This is a genomic window from Acinetobacter sp. 161(2023), assembly GCF_037027805.1.
In the GTDB taxonomy this organism is placed as follows: Bacteria; Pseudomonadota; Gammaproteobacteria; order Pseudomonadales; family Moraxellaceae; genus Acinetobacter.
Genome location: NZ_JAZEYD010000026.1, coordinates 1 through 17343, shown reverse-complemented (window position 1 = coordinate 17343; position 17343 = coordinate 1). Strand labels below are relative to the sequence as shown.

The window sequence follows — 17343 nt, the reverse complement described above, 5'->3', positions numbered from 1 at the left end:
CTTCAGGACTAATATCCATATAACGAACATCTACAAATACTCCCCAGTTTTTAGCATCAGCAGGTTGAAAATTAAAACCAACTTGTCCTGCCACACCAAAATCTTCTTTAACTTTTACCGCTACTCCTTGTTCATCCCAAGGAATAAATGCTGTAGCACCAACACCAATATACGGTGTGAAACGAGTTGAGTTTTTAAAATGATATTTCGCAGTAATTGTCGGTGGTAACTGTTTAATACGCGCTACATTTTTACCATCTAACAATACATCATGGTTAATAGGCGCTGCTAATAATAACTCTGCCGAAAATGGAGATTGGCCAAAAAAGTATTCTACTGATGGTGTAAATGCATATTCATGATCTGCCTTTACTACACCCAAAGGTGTTGTTGTATCTTCTGATGGAGCAATAACACTTCCACCAAATTTCACTTGCCAGTTACCAGCAAAAGTAAAAGAAGACATCCCCATTAATGCAACAACCAAAACTTTTTTGAACACTTTAATATCTCCAAACTTATTTATATTTATAATAAACATGTATTTTAAAATCATGCAATACACATTATAAAATTAATTTAACGTTTATTTTTAAATAATTGTTTTAAATAAAATTATATATTAACCAACTATTTTAATAGGTTTTTATTCCAACCTTATTAATCAAGATTATTTGATATTACCAACTATTTTAATATACTTTTTAATTCTGAGTATTTTGATATAATTTATTTTAAATACATCTTTAATTTCTTCAATAAAAAACCTTCTTAATTTAAATCAAAAGATCATTATTAAGAAGGTTAATAATTTAATATTTTATAAAAAACTTATAAAACCATTGCAGCAATCCAGCCAAAAATTAATAGCGGAATATTAAAATGAATAAATGTAGGTACAACCGTATCCCAAATATGGTCATGTTGCCCATCCACACCTAAACCAGCTGTTGGTCCTAAAGTTGAATCAGAAGCTGGTGAGCCTGCGTCACCTAATGCTGCTGCTGTCCCAATAAGGGCAATCGTCGCTAATGGTGAAAATCCGAACTGTACGCATAAAGGAACATAAATAACGGCTAATACAGGTACACTTGAGAAAGATGAACCAATACCAATCGTCACAAATAAACCAATACAAAGCATTAAGAAAGCTGCAAGTGCGCGATTATCTCCAATGATTTCAACCACACCTTTTACCAGTTGATTGATATCCCCTGTATGCGTCATTACCGATGCGAAGCCCGCAGCAGAAATCATAATGAAACCCACCAAGGCCATCATTCGCATGCCTTGTACAAAGACATCATCTGCCTCTTGCCACTTAAAAATTCCAGCAGTGGATAGAACAGCAAAACCGACTAAACCACCCAAAATCATTGACCCTGAATAGAGCTGTGCAGCGAGTGTCAGACCAATTGCAAGCAACGCCATATAGATTGTTTTCTTTGCAATCACGGGGGATTGCTCTGCCTCATGCTTTAACTCTTCTGCATCTGCTTTTAAGTCAGCTGTTTCATCTTGCGCTGTTGCACGAAGGGGTTTATCTAAATCAATCGTTGTAGTTGGTGTAATAGCGCGATCGGCATAAATTCGCGGTTTACGGTAGCTAATAAATACAGCAACCAAAGTACCTAAAACCATTCCCAAAACTGGAATAGCCATGCCAATTGACATCATGCCACGCTCTACATGCAAGCCATAGGCAGCACCAACTTTGTTGATATTTCCCATCAAAATTTGTTCAAGGAAAATTGCACCAAACCCAACCGGAAGAAAAATATAAGTTCCGACTAAACCTAGCGTAAGCACACAGGCTGCGGCGCGACGGTCTAACTTTAAATGGTTCATTACCCGTAATAATGGCGGAACAAGTACAGGAATAAAGGCAATATGAACCGGAATAAGGTTCTGAGAGAAAATAGCAGCGATGAGTAAAATACCTAACAGTAGATATTTCACTTTCGTTTCGCGGCTTTTTCCCGCTTCCATTCCCAACAAACCAATCAGTTTATGGGCAAGTAAATCAGGTAAACCAGATTTTGAAAGTGCCAAAGCGAATGCCCCTAACACTGCATAGGCAAGTGCGACTTCAGCACCATCGCCAAGACCAGCATTAAAAGCATCAACGGTTTGGGAAAGGCTTAAACCTGCTACGAGGCCACCTACAATGGCAGAAACCACTAAAGTCAGTACGACAGAAACACGCGCCAGTGATAACAAAAACATCACTGCAATCGCAATAACAACAGCATTCATGAATAAATTCAGAGCAAAACAAAAGGCGACATTCTATCAGATTCAGACTTATGAAGCCGAAAATATCGCCGAATTAACAGTTTTATGCAGTCACTCAATGATTAAGCTTGGGCCTTAATAAACTGACGAATATGATCTGCAATTTTTGCCGGCTCACTTAGAATTGCCCAGTGATTTGCTTCAAGCTCTACATATTCAAAATTGTCCACCCACTTTGGCATAGCCTCAGTGATGTATTCAGGGCTCACAAAAGTATCATATTTTAAAATAACCGCTTTGACGGGACATTGTGCATAACGTTGACGTGGGCCAGTCAAACGAGGAATAAAATTTGCCCGATATAAATTAATGCCATATTTACCATCTGCATTAATATTATTATTTAAAGGTAAATTACTTTTTCTCTCGAGCTGAGTCAGGACTTTCCCCCATTTTTCAGGGCTAAAAAGAGACCATACTGTTGGTGCTAACAACGGAAGATGAAATGCACCGATATACCAAGATTTGGTTAATATTTTTAAAACATGACTTGGCGCAGATTTAAATTTATCACGCAAGAATAAAGCGGCATGGTCAAGACATGGTCCAGAAATGGTCGTGTATGATAATAAACGTCCTTTAAATTTAGGCTCAGTTACCGACTCCCAAGATTGAATTGAACCCCAATCGTGTGCAGCCATATGAAATTGACGATTTGGTAGTAATTCATCTACGACTTCTTTTAAATCTAGAGACAAACGCTCTAAACGGTAATCACGTATACGTTTTGGTATAGATGACAAACCCGCCCCACGTACATCATAGGTGACAATGTAGAAGTCATTAATTAAATGTTCAATGATTGATTCCCATACTTCTTGATTGTCAGGATAACCATGTACTAAAACCAACGGTGTATTTTTTTCATCGCCCCATGTTTTGGCACAAAGCGTTTGTTGGTCACTTGTTGTTACTGTATGAACTTTTGGCTGCATAATCATTTCCTATCTTGTTTTTCAATCGATCATGTCGTTAGTCGGATAGAGCATTGCCATCAATATAAAAAAGATGATACTTATCTAGTATGAATACTGTTTCAATAAAAAAAATTGACTATTATGGCTATTTTAAGAAGACTTCAGAACAATCCTACGATTTCAAAATTTCTATTTAATCACTACCCACCTTATCGTGGCGCAGGGATTTATATTGAAATCATGAATTTAGATCTTTGTCACGTACGCGTAAAAATGCCTCTGACATGGAAAAACCAAAATTTGGTCGGAACGCATTTTGGGGGCAGTATTTATTCAATGGTTGATCCATTTTACATGATGATTCTTCTACATCATCTCGGATCAAAATATATTGTGTGGGATAAAGCTGCTGAAATTAATTTTCTTTCCCCGGGTCGAAGTACGGTACATGCAGACATTCGAGTAGATTTAGCTGAAATTGAGCAAATTCGAGAGCTTGCCGACAACTACGACCCTGTTTTAAGAACTTATCATTTAAACATTTTTGATGAATCTGGGGTAAGAATTGCCGAAGTTAAAAAAACGCTTTATATCCGACGTAAAAAAGCAAAACCTTTCCCCCAATAAAAATAAGCGCTAAAAAGCGCTTATTTTATTCAATCAATACTGTGTTATCTTTTTTCTTCAATGGCTGCACCCGCACCACCACCAATCGCACCGCCAATTGCAGCACCAGAGTCACCACCCAATATTGCTTTACCTACCACAGAACCGATACCAGCTCCAATCGCGCTCTTCGTAGTAGTTTGTCTACTACCGCCTTGGGTATTTGAACCAACACCAGCACCTACTGCGGCACCTAAGCCTGCGCCAACACCACCGCCCACATGGTTACCTAAGCCACCACCAAGTGCTCCACCTGCTGCTGCTGCGCCAATACGCTGGTCAGATGGACTCATATTTTGACAGCCTGTGAACATAAGTGTAGACAACATTAAAGCAGAAACTAATCCAATTGTTTTTTTCATGACCGTACTCACTACTATCTGTTCTAATAAAAAGAATAATCCTCTTTTATGAGGAGTTTAATCAGATTGTGTTATTCATCTGTCCGAATCCATTGATATTTTGTAAAGCTCTTTCTTTTATACTTACTAATTAAAATTTTAATTATAAAAAAGGCATAAAAAAGAAGTCTCTAATAAGATAAAGACTTCTATGGTTTAAATATTATTAGGGGTATTTTTAGTACTTCCCTTTCTTCTCTTCATAAGCTGCACCTGCACTACCACCAAGTGCTCCACCTGTAGCAGCACCAGCGTCGCCACCAATGATTGCTCCACCTAACACGGCACCGACACCAGCACCTATTGCACTATTACGTACTGTTTTACTACTAGACCCTTTGGCATTAGCCGCAACGCCTGCACCAAGTGCCGCGCCTAAACCTGCACCAACATTACCGCCCATATGTTTCCCTACAGCACCACCTGCACCACCACCAATCGCAGCTGAACCAATACGTTTACTCTCTGGGCTTGCATTTTGGCAACCCACAAACAAAGTTGTTGACATCAGGCCAACACTAACAATCATCATCATTTTTTTCATTAGATTTACTCCAGTCTTCATAAGCATGTAGCCTAATATGGTTTTGTGGAGTGTTTATCCCGCTTAAGTAATAAAATAATGGCTCTTTAATATGTTTATGTAATTACCACTTTTAATTGTTATAAATAAATCTAAATAAAAAAGGCACCCTGAGGTGCCTTTTTTATTGCCAGTCTAAACTTAGAATTGTTCTGAGTTTAATGCTTGGCTGAATGCTTGGTCTACTTCGCTGAAGTCATTGTGAAGCTCATGTTCAGCAGCTTCTGCTTCTTGACGACGACGTTCTAGGTGGTATGCAAGACCAGTACCAGCTGGAATCAAGCGACCCACTACAACGTTTTCTTTCAAGCCACGTAAATCATCTTCTTTACCTGTTACAGCTGCTTCAGTTAACACACGAGTTGTTTCCTGGAACGATGCAGCAGAGATGAACGAGTCAGTAGAAAGCGATGCTTTCGTGATACCCATCAATAGACGTTCGAACTTCGCAGGGAACTTGTTCTGAGCCAAGACAGCTTGGTTCTCTTGTACCATGCGGATGTAATCCACTTGCTCGCCTTTGATGAAGCTTGTATCGCCACCATCGGTGATATCAACTTTACGCAACATTTGACGTACGATAACTTCAATATGTTTGTCGTTGATTTTTACACCTTGGAGACGGTATACGTCTTGAACTTCGTTCACGATGTAGTTAGTTAATGCAACTTCGCCTTTCAAACGTAAGATGTCATGCGGGTTTTGTGGACCATCAGAAACAGTTTCACCACGGTTCACATGCTCGCCTTCGAACACGTTGATTTGACGCCATTTTGGAATCAACTCTTCGTAGATCTCAGAACCATCATCAGGGCTAATTACCAAACGGTTTTTACCCTTAGTTTCTTTACCGAAGCTCACAACACCTGAAACTTCAGCAAGAATTGCATGTTCTTTCGGCTTACGTGCTTCGAACAAGTCAGCTACACGCGGAAGACCACCGGTAATATCACGAGTACGTGATGTTTCTTGTGGTACACGACCAATAACGTCACCCACACCAATCGTTTCGCCATCGCGAACAGTTACGATTGTGTTTTGTGGCAAGAAGTAGAACTGTTCGCCGCCATCTGTTGTATCCAACACGATTGCAGGACGTAAATCTTTACCAGAAGCAGGACGAGCTGTTACAGGTAAGATTTCAACAGTAGTCATACCAGTTGCATCATCAGTTTTTGATGTTGCAGTTACACCATCAGCGATTTGGCTGAAACGTGCTTTACCGGCAACTTCTGTTACTAATGGATGTGTATGCGGATCCCAAGTCGCTACGATACCGCCAGCTTCTACAGATTCACCATCTTTCAACAAGATGCTTGCACCGTAAGGAAGTTTATAACGCTCGCGTTCACGGCCTAAGTCATCGGCAATACCAATTTCACCTGAACGAGAAACTGAAACCAAATGACCTTTTGCATGTTGTACAGTTTTCACGTTATGGAAACGTACAGTACCTTTGTTACGTACTTGAACACTGTTTGCAGCAGAAGTTCGGCTCGCAGCACCACCAACGTGGAACGTACGCATTGTTAACTGTGTACCTGGTTCACCAATAGACTGTGCTGCCATTACACCTACTGATTCACCTGGGTTAACCAAGTGACCACGTGCAAGGTCACGGCCATAACATCTAGCACATACACCAAAAGCAGATTCACAAGCAATTACTGAACGTACTTTGACTTCATCCACACCCGCTTCTTCAAGATGAGCAGCGATTTTTTCGTCAATTAACGTACCACGAGGTAATACAACTTCATCATCAGACGCACGACGTACATCTTCAGCCGTTACACGACCCAATACGCGGTCACGTAAAGGTTCGATTACATCGCCACCTTGAATGAACGGAGTCATCACCAAACCACCCGCTGTACCACAGTCAGGCTCGGTAATTACCAAATCTTGCGCTACGTCTACAAGACGACGAGTCAAGTAACCAGAGTTCGCAGTTTTTAATGCTGTATCGGCCAAACCTTTACGCGCACCGTGTGTTGAAATAAAGTACTGAAGTACTGTTAAACCTTCACGGAAGTTCGCTTTAATTGGCGTTTCGATAATCGAACCGTCCGGTTTTGCCATCAAACCACGCATACCAGCAAGCTGACGAATCTGTGCCGCACTACCACGGGCACCAGAGTCAGACATCATATAGATGCTGTTGAATGATTTTTGCTTCTCGTCTTCACCTTGTTTGTTTTTCACAACGGTATAAGACAAGTTATCCATCATTGCTTTAGCAACTTGGTCGTTTGTACGCGCCCAGATATCGACAACTTTGTTATAACGCTCACCAGCAGTTACGAAACCTTGTTCGAACTGTTGTTCGATTTCACGAACTTCTGTTTCTGCTTTGTCAATAATTGTGTGCTTAGTAGGTGGAATGAGCATGTCTTCCATACCTACAGATACACCTGAACGAGTCGCTTGACGGAAGCCCAAGTACATCAATTGGTCAGCAAAGATAACTGTATCTTTCAAACCAAGTTTACGGTAACAAGAGTTGATTAACTTCGAGATGTTCTTTTTAGTCATCTCAAGGTTGATCATGTCAAAGCTTAAGCCTTGTGGAACAACTTCCCAAAGCAAACAACGACCTGGTGTTGTTTCAACAATAATAGTTCCGTGTTCACGTTCACCATCTTCATTGATAACAGTTTGATGCACACGTACTTTAACACGAGCATGAATCGCAACCTGACCAGTTGCAAGTGCACGGTTTACTTCGTGAGTATCAGCAAACACCATGCCTTCGCCTTTAGCATTGATCGCATCACGTGTGATGTAATAAAGGCCTAAGACAACGTCCTGAGAAGGAACGATGATCGGCTCACCATTTGCTGGTGACAAGATGTTGTTTGTTGACATCATCAATGCACGAGCTTCTAACTGTGCTTCAAGTGTCAATGGAACGTGTACCGCCATTTGGTCACCGTCGAAGTCGGCGTTAAACGCAGCACAAACGAGTGGGTGAAGACGGATTGCCTTACCTTCAATAAGAATAGGTTCAAATGCTTGAAGACCTAAACGGTGAAGTGTTGGCGCACGGTTCAACATGACTGGATGTTGACGAATTACAGAAGCAAGAACGTCCCAAACTTCTGGAGTCTCACGCTCAACCATTTTCTTCGCAGCTTTAATGGTTGTTGCCTGACCTGAAGCTTGTAGTTTAGCGAAAATGAATGGCTTGAATAATTCAAGTGCCATTTTCTTCGGAAGACCACATTGGTGAAGACGTAAAGTAGGACCTACAGTAATTACCGAACGACCAGAATAGTCAACACGCTTACCAAGTAAGTTCTGACGGAAACGACCTTGTTTACCTTTGATCATATCTGCCAAAGATTTTAACGGACGTTTGTTAGAACCAGTAATTGCACGACCACGACGACCGTTATCAAGCAATGCATCTACAGACTCTTGTAACATACGTTTTTCGTTACGTACGATAATGTCTGGTGCTGCAAGATCAAGAAGACGTTTCAAACGGTTGTTACGGTTAATGACACGACGATATAAATCGTTCAAGTCAGAAGTCGCGAAACGACCACCTTCAAGTGGAACTAATGGACGTAAATCAGGTGGAAGTACAGGAAGTACATTCATCACCATCCATTCTGGCTTGTTGTTTGAATCGTTGAATGCTTCCATCAATTTCAAGCGTTTAGACGCTTTTTTCAACTTCGTTTCAGAAGTTGTTTGAGGAATTTCTTCACGTAAACGTGCGATTTCAGCTTCAAGATCGATATCTTTTAACAAGTCCTGAATCGCTTCTGCACCCATTTTCGCAGTGAATTCATCACCGTGTTCTTCAAGTGCATTGAAGTATTCTTCGTCTGTTAAAAGTTGATACTTTTCAAACGGAGTCATACCAGGATCAGTTACAACGTATGATTCGAAATACAATACACGTTCGATATCACGAAGCGTCATATCAAGTAATAAACCGATACGAGATGGTAACGATTTTAAGAACCAGATATGTGCAACTGGAGAAGCGAGTTCAATGTGACCCATACGTTCACGACGAACTTTCGCTGTAGTTACTTCAACGCCACATTTTTCACAAATGACGCCTTTGTATTTCATACGCTTGTATTTACCACACAAGCATTCGTAATCTTTTACTGGACCAAAAATTTTGGCACAGAACAAACCGTCACGTTCTGGTTTAAAAGTACGGTAGTTAATTGTCTCAGGTTTTTTAACTTCACCATGAGACCATGACTTAATCATTTCTGGTGACGCAAGACCAATACGGATACGGTCAAACTCAATTGGTGCATGACCATCTGAGTCCGTTTTCTTACGCATGATATCGAGCAAGTCTTTCAATTTTTTTCTCCGTGTGTCGGGAAGCAACGCTTACCCGACTGGGTCACAAATATTGTTTTTTCCTAAAAAATCGTGAGTCTTACGACTTAGTCACCATTTTTCAGTTCAATGTTGATACCTAAAGAACGGATCTCTTTGGTCAATACGTTGAACGATTCAGGCATACCTGGATCCATATAATGGTTACCATCTACAATATTCTTATAGATACGTGTACGACCTTCAACGTCATCCGACTTAACAGTTAACATCTCTTGAAGAGTATATGCTGCACCGTAAGCTTCGAGTGCCCAAACCTCCATCTCACCGAAACGCTGACCACCGAACTGTGCTTTACCACCAAGCGGTTGCTGTGTAACAAGTGAGTAAGAACCAGTTGAACGCGCATGCATTTTGTCATCAACCAAGTGGTTCAATTTGAGCATGTACATGTAACCTACAGTTACAGGACGATCAAACTGCTCACCCGTACGACCATCAAACAATACTGTTTGACCAGTACGTGAAATGTCAGCTAATTCAAGTAAGTCTTTAATTTGGCTTTCTTCAGCACCATCAAATACAGGAGTAGCTAAAGGCACACCAGCACGTAAGTTGCCAGAAAGAGCTAAAACTTCAGCATCAGTTAAGCTATCAAGATCTTCTTGCTCGCCACCGACTTTGTTATAAATCTTGTCTAAGAATTCGCGAAGTTCTAAAACTGTACGCTGTTCTTTCAACATTTTTTCGATTTTATCGCCAAGCCCTTTAGCTGCCATACCCAAGTGAGTCTCAAGAATCTGACCCACGTTCATACGAGATGGTACACCCAATGGGTTCAATACGATATCTACCGGTACACCGTTAGCATCGTGTGGCATGTCTTCAACAGGTAAGATGTTAGATACAACACCTTTGTTACCGTGACGACCAGCCATTTTATCACCAGGCTGAATGCGACGTTTAACTGCTAGGTAAACTTTAACAACTTTAAGAACACCTGTTGTTAACTCATCACCAGTCGAAAGCTTACGTTTCTTCTCTGCAAACTTCTCATCAATTTCTGCGCTCTTCTCTTTCAAGAACACTTGAATTTGAGATAAACGTTCAGCAATTGCTTCGTCTGTAGGTTGGATTTCAAGTAAGTCAACAAGCTCTAAACCAGACAACATACCTTCAACGAGCTTATCGCCACGTTTAGTCGAACCACCGCCGTTAGACTCTTGGCCATTAAGCAAACGAATTACACGCTCACGAGCTGCTTCTTCAAAGATCTTGTATTCTTCTTTCAAGTCTTTACGGTAAGCATCAAGCTGTGCTTTTTCAATTGCCATTGCACGGTCATCTTTCTCTAAGCCATCACGAGTGAAGACTTGAACATCGATAACTGTACCTTTAGTACCAGATGGAACACGTAAAGATGAGTCTTTAACGTCAGCTGCTTTCTCACCGAAGATAGCACGAAGCAATTTTTCTTCAGGAGTTAACTGAGTTTCACCTTTAGGCGTTACTTTACCAACAAGGATGTCACCAGCAGTAACTTCCGCACCGATATAAACGATACCCGATTCATCAAGTTTAGAAAGTGCAGCTTCACCTACGTTAGGAATATCGGCAGTAATCTCTTCTGCACCTAACTTAGTATCACGCGCTACACATGATAATTCTTGAATATGAATAGAAGTTAAACGGTCTTCTTGAAGTACGCGCTCAGATAACAAGATCGAGTCTTCATAGTTGTAACCATTCCACGTCATGAACGCTACACGCATGTTTTGACCAAGCGCAAGCTCACCCATATCTGTTGACGGACCGTCTGCCAAGATGTCACCGCGAGCAACTTTGTCGCCCAAATTCACGATAATATTTTGGTTGATACAAGTGTTTTGGTTAGAACGTGTATATTTAATGAGGTTGTAAATATCTACACCAGCCTCACCTGCAATCATTTCATCTTCGTTTACACGAATAACGATACGAGAAGCATCTACATATTCAATCGCACCACCACGGTTAGCGATCACACATACACCTGAGTCACGTGCAACGTTCGCTTCCATACCTGTACCTACAAGCGGTTTATCCGCACGTAGAGTAGGAACAGCCTGACGTTGCATGTTTGAACCCATCAATGCACGGTTCGCGTCATCGTGCTCAAGGAATGGAATAAGTGATGCAGCTACAGATACAACCTGCTGTGCAGATACATCCATATGCGTCACTTTTTCAGGTGAGATACGTACAAATTCACCTTGATGACGAACAGAAACCAAATCTTCTGTTAAGTTACCATCTTTATCTAACGCAGAATCGGCCTGTGCAATAACAGTACCCACTTCTTCAATAGCAGAAAGGTATTCAACAGCATCAGTTACTCGGCCATCTACCACTTTACGGTAAGGTGTTTCCAAGAAACCAAAATCATTTGCTTTTGCATAAACAGAAAGCGAGTTGATCAAACCAATGTTTGGACCTTCTGGCGTTTCAATTGGACATACACGACCGTAGTGAGTTTGATGTACGTCACGTACTTCAAAGCCTGCACGTTCACGCGTTAAACCACCTGGTCCAAGCGCTGAAACACGACGTTTATGTGTAATCTCAGATAATGGGTTGTTTTGATCCATAAACTGAGACAATTGGCTTGAACCAAAGAATTCTTTGATTGCAGCTGCAACTGGTTTTGCGTTAATTAGATCTTGCGGAGATAAATTATCTGTTTCTGCTTGGCTTAAACGCTCTTTAACAGCACGTTCAACACGAACCAAACCAACACGGAATTGGTTTTCAGTCATTTCACCAACAGAACGTACACGACGGTTACCCAAGTGATCGATATCATCGACTTCACCTTTACCGTTACGGATTTCAACTAATGTACGTAATACATCGATGATATCTTCGTGCGATAAAATACCTTCTACTTCACGTGACTTCTGATCAGTACCCACTTCGTATGGACGACCCAAACGACGGTTAAACTTCATACGACCTACTGGAGATAAGTCATAACGTTCAGAAGAGAAGAATAAATTATTAAATAAGTTTTCAGCAGCTTCTTTTGTTGGTGGCTCGCCTGGACGCATTACTTTATAGATTTCAACTAATGCTTCTTCACGACCAGATGTTGTGTCAGCACGTAATGAGTCAGCAACAAATGAACCACGGTCAATATCGTTCGTAAACAAGATATTGAACTGTTTAACACCGCCTTCTGCCAGTTTCACCATAACTTCATGGCTTAACAATGTATTTGCAGCAATCACATCACCATTACGTAAAGTAATATCTTCGGCAGTGATACGCTCGTATAAGTACTCATCAGGAACTGATAGCTTAGCTAAACCAGAAGCTTCCATTTGACGTACGTGACGTGCATTAATACGTTTACCTTGCTCAACAATGATTTTGCCATCATTATCTGCAATATCAAATTGCGCCATTTCGCCACGCAGACGATCTGGAACGAGGTCAATTTGATAGCTACCCATATCAAGATATACAGGTACTTTTTCATAGAACAAATTCAAGATTTGTTCATTGTTATAACCCAATGCACGCAATACAACAGTTGCTAGTAATTTACGACGACGGTCAATACGTACATAAACTAAATCTTTTGCATCAAATTCGAAATCTAACCATGAACCACGGTAAGGAATAATACGTGCAGAATAAAGTACTTTACCACTCGAATGTGTTTTGCCTTTATCGTGATCAAAGAACACACCAGGTGAACGGTGTAATTGAGATACGATTACACGCTCAGTACCATTGATCACAAAGGTACCATTGTCTGTCATGAGTGGCATTTCACCCATGTAGACTTCTTGTTCACGTACGTCTTTAATTGATTTAGTTTCGCGATCTTTAATAATCAAACGAATTTTTACGCGCATTGGTGCCGCATAAGTCGAACCACGTAAAATACATTCACGCACATCAAACTCAGGCTTACCAAGGCTATACTCAACAAATTCTAAAGCAGCATTGCCAGAATAACTTTCTATAGGGAAAACTGAACGAAATGCGGCTTGGAGACCGATATCTTCGCGGTTTTTTGGAGTTTTGCCACCTTGCAAGAACGTTCTATACGAATCGACCTGAATCGACAGTAAGTACGGTGCTTCCATTACTTGGGGCAATTTACCAAAATTCTTACGGATCCGTTTCTTTTCGGTATATGAGTATGCCATCTGGAGTCCTCGGAAAGTAAACCAAGCCCGCCTGCAGAACGGGCTCAGAAGGAATTACACAGGCCGATATGGCCACCACTGTTTACAAATGCTGCAATTTTTAGTGGTATTAAAACGCTTAACAATATTTTTTAAAAAGAAAAATATTGGTAAGCATTTGAAATTACTTTGATTATTCTGAAAAATAACAGTTATTCTACAGAACAAACAAAAATCGAGCCGATTATTGTAACGCAAAAAGGCTGATGACCCAAGAGCCATCAGCCATTTTATGGAGCCGATTTAAAAACCGACTCCTTTTACAATTACTTAAGTGTAACTGTAGCACCAGCTTCTTCAAGTTTCTTCTTAAGTTCTTCGCCTTCTTCTTTAGAAATGCCTTCTTTAAGAACTTGTGGAGCACCTTCAACTAGGTCTTTAGCTTCTTTAAGACCAAGGCCAGTTGCTTCACGAACTGCTTTAATTACAGCTACTTTGTTAGCACCAAAAGAAGTCAACTCAACGTTGAATTCAGTTTGTTCTTCAGCAGCAGCAGCAGCAGGAGCAGCAGCTACAGCTACAGCAGCAGCAGATACGTTGAATTTTTCTTCAAAAGCAGAAATAAGTTCAACAAGTTCAAGAACAGTTTTTTCAGCAACTGCGTTTAGGATTTCTTCGTTTGTTAAAGCCATGAGATTAACTCCAAATGGGTATTGAATGGTGTGGAAGTAGATTTAAGCTTAAGCAGCTTCTGACTCGTTTTTCTCTTGAAGCGCTGTAAGTAAGCGACCCAATTTCGAAATAGGAGCTTGAAGAACAGATGCGAGCATAGTAAGCGCTTTTTCTTGGTTTGGAAGGTTTGCGATAACGCTAACTTCAGCACCTTGATAAAGTTTGCCGTCAAATGCAGCAGCTTTTAATTCAAATGCTTTGTTAGTTTTAGCAAATTCTTCAAACAAGCGTGCAGCTGCACCCATATCGTCTTCAGAAGTTGAGAATGCTAAGATTGTTGGGCCAACAAGGTTGTCATTCAAGATTGCAAATTGCGTATCTTGAAGAGCACGTTTAGCCAAAGTGTTACGCACAACGCGTGTAGCAACACCTAGTTTACGAGCTTCAACACGAAGAGTAGTTAATTGCTCAACGGTTAAACCTTGATAGTCAGCAACAACGGCAGCGAACGCTGTAGAAGCAGTTTGAGCCACTTCAGCAACGATCTGTTTTTTGCTTTCAATAAGAAGAGCCATTGTAAAACCTCCTAACGGTGATTTATGTACTCAAAAAAGTACACTCCCAATTCGCAAGTCAACAAGGATTTGACTTGCACGCGGAGGAGGAATAAATCACACCACCGCGTCTACGCAGGCTGGGCTATTAAGAAGATATTCAAAAGAAGTCTCTTCGCCTGTGGTCTTTGACGCTGATAAATTTACATTTATCAATTCAAAGTCCGCCTGATGAGTGAGGAAACAAAGCATTACTTTGAATGGGTATAAAAAATCTATGATTCTTTACACCCTGCCCTCAATCAGGACTTTAAAATTCTTGACTAAGTTTAAAACTTAGTTAGAAACGTTGCTTACATCAACAGTAAGACCAGGACCCATAGTTGAGCTCAAAGTGATCTTTTTGATGTATACACCTTTAGAAGTTGCAGGTTTTAACTTTTTCAAGTCAGCAACTAAGGTTTCAACGTTTTGACGGATAGCAGCAGCATCAAAGCCTAACTGACCGATCGCAGCATGGATAATACCCGCTTTGTCAACACGGTAACGAGCCTGACCAGATTTAGCGTTTTTAACAGCATTCGCTACATCAGGAGTTACAGTACCAACTTTAGGGTTTGGCATTAAACCACGTGGACCAAGAATTGTACCGAGCTTACCAACAACACGCATAGCGTCAGGAGCAGCGATTACAACATCAAAGTTAAGGTTTCCACCTTGGATGCTTTCAGCAAGGTCATCAAAACCTACGATGTCTGCACCAGCTTCTTTAGCAGCCTCTGCTTGCGCACCTTGAGCAAATACCGCTACACGTACAGTTTTACCAGTACCAGCAGGTAATGTAGTCGCACCACGAACAACCTGATCAGATTTACGCGGGTCTACACCAAGATTTACAGCTACATCTAAAGATTCTTTGAACTTCGCAGCAGGTAAGCTGTTAAGAACTTGTACAGCTTCTTCCAAAGTGTAAACTTTGTTTGCTTCAACAGCAGCAGCAATGGCTTTTTGACGTTTAGTTAACTTTGCCATGTCTTATAGCTCCACTTCCAAGCCCATAGAACGTGCAGAACCAGCGATGGTACGTACACGTGCGTCTAAATCAGCACCAGTTAAATCCGGTTCTTTAGTAGTCGCAATTTCTTCTAACTGAGCACGAGTCAACTTACCAACTTTAGTTTTGTTTGGTACAGCTGAACCCTTTTGAATACCAGCAGCTTTCTTAAGAAGAATAGAAGCTGGAGGAGTTTTCATGATGAATGTGAACGACTTGTCGTTATACACAGTAATCACTACAGGAATTGGAAGACCTTGTTCAACTTTTTGTGTAGCAGCATTGAATTCTTTACAGAATGCCATGATGTTTACACCACGTTGACCTAATGCAGGACCAATTGGTGGAGATGGATTTGCTTTACCAGCTGGAACTTGCAGCTTGATATAGCCGTCAATCTTCTTAGCCATTTTAAAATACCTCTGGGTACAAACGCCGCTAGGCTCCCCAATCTTTACGATACACTTCTATTACAACAACAATGCCCGATAAAATCGGGCGCTTTTCAACCAATTAAGATTAAATCGTTTTTTCGACTTGGCGAAATTCGAGTTCAACCTGAGTTGGTCGATTAAATACGTTAATCGTCAACGTTAAACGTGACTTCTCGTATTGAACTTCTTCCACCACACCTTTAAAGTCAGTGAACGGACCGTCAATAACAAGTAATTCTTCACCTGGCTCAAACATCGTCTTAGGACGTGGTGCTTCACCTGTATTACGTACACGCGCAAGAATCGCATCTGCTTCACGCTGAGTGATTGGTGCTGGTTTTTCAGGTGTACCACCGATAAAACCTAGAACCTTTGGACATTCTTTAACAATATGCCAAGTATCATCATTCATTTCCATTTCGACTAACACATAGCCTGGAAAGAATTTGCGCTCAGATTTACGTTTCTTACCATCCTTCATTTCTACCACTTCTTCGGTAGGAACAAGGACATCACCAAAGCTATCAGCAACAGCGCTACGCTGGATTCGTTCTGTAAGTGAACGTAACACTTGTTTTTCATAGCCAGAGTAGGCATGAATAATGTACCAACGTTTCATAGCTCTTTTACCCGATAATCAACTTAATTAACCAACCCAAACCATAGTCAAAACACCATAAAACCAATGATGCAACAACTACAACCAATAGAACCTGCCACGACGTGGTGACTGTTTCTTGTTTTGTTGGCCAAGTTACTCGACGCAATTCGACTCGTGCATCTTTTAGCAAACGAACGAAGCCTTTACCTTGATGGGTGGCGTATAATAAACCTAAAGCCACAACGATACAAGCAAAAATTGCCCCAACGCGCACCCAAATATTATTTGCAGGTGCCCAATACGCTGGCAAATACTGATTCACCATAATAGCTAAAAACAATAATGCAATTGCAATCACCCATAGAACAATATCTAGAGGTGAACCAGAACGAACAACTTCAGCAGAATTATTTCTTTGAGGAATTGGCGCGTCGCTCAATGCGTCACGCGATTTATCATTCGACATTTTTGTACTCGTCGTAGAACTCGCGACTTATTATATGAACAACTAAGCCAGCATCAAGCTTTTTATTTGAAAATATGGCAGGCCAGGAGGGACTCGAACCCCCAACATTCGGTTTTGGAGACCGACGCTCTACCAATTGAACTACTGACCTATAATGCAAGTTGAGAGCCAAAGCCCTCAACCTGAGACGTAATCCGTCACTATATTATGC

General features: G+C 40.9%; 14 protein-coding genes and 1 tRNA gene. 1 reads left to right on the top strand and 14 read right to left on the bottom strand.

Annotated elements, in window-relative coordinates:
- The 3 genes from WA249_RS18375 to WA249_RS18365 all read right to left on the bottom strand — a co-directional run.
- The coding region (locus WA249_RS18375) for an OmpW/AlkL family protein (protein ID WP_336170886.1) at positions 1 to 502 on the bottom strand (502 nt) is incomplete at its 3' end.
- A gap of 329 nt (positions 503 to 831) precedes the next feature.
- Positions 832 to 2256 carry a Na+/H+ antiporter family protein gene (locus tag WA249_RS18370; RefSeq protein WP_336170884.1) on the bottom strand — a complete coding sequence of 475 codons (1425 nt, stop codon included), beginning with the start codon at positions 2254 to 2256 and terminating at the stop codon, positions 832 to 834.
- A 101-nt stretch (positions 2257 to 2357) separates the two neighbouring features.
- Positions 2358 to 3236: an alpha/beta fold hydrolase gene (locus WA249_RS18365; protein ID WP_336170882.1), complete on the bottom strand. Its 879-nt coding sequence runs from the start codon at positions 3234 to 3236 to the stop codon at positions 2358 to 2360.
- Between the two features lie 117 nt (positions 3237 to 3353).
- On the opposite strand from WA249_RS18365, the gene WA249_RS18360 reads away from it, so the two are divergent.
- Complete coding sequence (locus tag WA249_RS18360; RefSeq protein ID WP_336170880.1) at positions 3354 to 3839, top strand: DUF4442 domain-containing protein; 486 nt, start codon at positions 3354 to 3356, stop codon at positions 3837 to 3839.
- A 44-nt stretch (positions 3840 to 3883) separates the two neighbouring features.
- Here WA249_RS18360 and WA249_RS18355 read toward each other — a convergent pair whose 3' ends face one another.
- The 11 genes from WA249_RS18355 to WA249_RS18305 all read right to left on the bottom strand — a co-directional run bounded on the left by WA249_RS18355 (position 3884) and on the right by WA249_RS18305 (position 17283).
- Positions 3884 to 4240, bottom strand: a complete 357-nt coding sequence (locus tag WA249_RS18355) for a DNA transfer protein p32 (RefSeq protein WP_336170878.1) — start codon at positions 4238 to 4240, stop codon at positions 3884 to 3886.
- Positions 4241 to 4457: 217 nt separating this feature from the next.
- Positions 4458 to 4823, bottom strand: coding sequence for a DNA transfer protein p32 (locus WA249_RS18350; RefSeq protein WP_336170876.1), 366 nt, complete (start codon positions 4821 to 4823; stop codon positions 4458 to 4460).
- Between the two features lie 180 nt (positions 4824 to 5003).
- On the bottom strand, positions 5004 to 9197 hold the full coding sequence (rpoC, locus tag WA249_RS18345; RefSeq protein WP_003654505.1) for a DNA-directed RNA polymerase subunit beta': 4194 nt from the start codon (positions 9195 to 9197) through the stop codon (positions 5004 to 5006).
- A gap of 86 nt (positions 9198 to 9283) precedes the next feature.
- Positions 9284 to 13372, bottom strand: coding sequence for a DNA-directed RNA polymerase subunit beta (rpoB, locus tag WA249_RS18340; protein ID WP_336170873.1), 4089 nt, complete (start codon positions 13370 to 13372; stop codon positions 9284 to 9286).
- Positions 13373 to 13677: 305 nt separating this feature from the next.
- A complete protein-coding gene (rplL, locus tag WA249_RS18335) occupies positions 13678 to 14043 on the bottom strand; it encodes a 50S ribosomal protein L7/L12 (RefSeq protein ID WP_003654503.1) in 366 nt (121 codons plus the stop codon).
- A 48-nt stretch (positions 14044 to 14091) separates the two neighbouring features.
- Complete coding sequence (rplJ, locus tag WA249_RS18330) at positions 14092 to 14598, bottom strand: 50S ribosomal protein L10 (RefSeq protein ID WP_016139479.1); 507 nt, start codon at positions 14596 to 14598, stop codon at positions 14092 to 14094.
- Positions 14599 to 14913: 315 nt separating this feature from the next.
- Entirely contained in the window at positions 14914 to 15609 is a 696-nt protein-coding gene (gene rplA / locus WA249_RS18325; protein ID WP_003654501.1) for a 50S ribosomal protein L1, read from the bottom strand.
- A 3-nt stretch (positions 15610 to 15612) separates the two neighbouring features.
- On the bottom strand, positions 15613 to 16041 hold the full coding sequence (gene rplK / locus WA249_RS18320; RefSeq protein ID WP_016139481.1) for a 50S ribosomal protein L11: 429 nt from the start codon (positions 16039 to 16041) through the stop codon (positions 15613 to 15615).
- 109 nt (positions 16042 to 16150) lie between these two features.
- Positions 16151 to 16684 (bottom strand): transcription termination/antitermination protein NusG, encoded by a 534-nt coding sequence (gene nusG, locus WA249_RS18315; RefSeq protein ID WP_003654499.1) that lies wholly within the window; start codon positions 16682 to 16684, stop codon positions 16151 to 16153.
- A gap of 7 nt (positions 16685 to 16691) precedes the next feature.
- Complete coding sequence (gene secE, locus WA249_RS18310) at positions 16692 to 17132, bottom strand: preprotein translocase subunit SecE (RefSeq protein ID WP_336170869.1); 441 nt, start codon at positions 17130 to 17132, stop codon at positions 16692 to 16694.
- Positions 17133 to 17207: 75 nt separating this feature from the next.
- Positions 17208 to 17283: transfer RNA gene (locus WA249_RS18305), tRNA-Trp, on the bottom strand.
- Between the last annotated feature and the right edge of the window lie 60 nt (positions 17284 to 17343).

Coding starts and splice junctions, on each gene's coding strand:
- WA249_RS18370 (WP_336170884.1), bottom strand. CDS start 2,256: ATGAATGCTGTTGTTATTGCGATTGCAGTGATGTTTTTGTTATCACTG.
- WA249_RS18365 (WP_336170882.1), bottom strand. CDS start 3,236: ATGATTATGCAGCCAAAAGTTCATACAGTAACAACAAGTGACCAACAA.
- WA249_RS18360 (WP_336170880.1), top strand. CDS start 3,354: ATGGCTATTTTAAGAAGACTTCAGAACAATCCTACGATTTCAAAATTT.
- WA249_RS18355 (WP_336170878.1), bottom strand. CDS start 4,240: ATGAAAAAAACAATTGGATTAGTTTCTGCTTTAATGTTGTCTACACTT.
- WA249_RS18350 (WP_336170876.1), bottom strand. CDS start 4,823: ATGAAAAAAATGATGATGATTGTTAGTGTTGGCCTGATGTCAACAACT.
- rpoB (WP_336170873.1), bottom strand. CDS start 13,372: ATGGCATACTCATATACCGAAAAGAAACGGATCCGTAAGAATTTTGGT.
- rplL (WP_003654503.1), bottom strand. CDS start 14,043: ATGGCTTTAACAAACGAAGAAATCCTAAACGCAGTTGCTGAAAAAACT.
- rplJ (WP_016139479.1), bottom strand. CDS start 14,598: ATGGCTCTTCTTATTGAAAGCAAAAAACAGATCGTTGCTGAAGTGGCT.
- rplA (WP_003654501.1), bottom strand. CDS start 15,609: ATGGCAAAGTTAACTAAACGTCAAAAAGCCATTGCTGCTGCTGTTGAA.
- rplK (WP_016139481.1), bottom strand. CDS start 16,041: ATGGCTAAGAAGATTGACGGCTATATCAAGCTGCAAGTTCCAGCTGGT.
- nusG (WP_003654499.1), bottom strand. CDS start 16,684: ATGAAACGTTGGTACATTATTCATGCCTACTCTGGCTATGAAAAACAA.
- secE (WP_336170869.1), bottom strand. CDS start 17,132: ATGTCGAATGATAAATCGCGTGACGCATTGAGCGACGCGCCAATTCCT.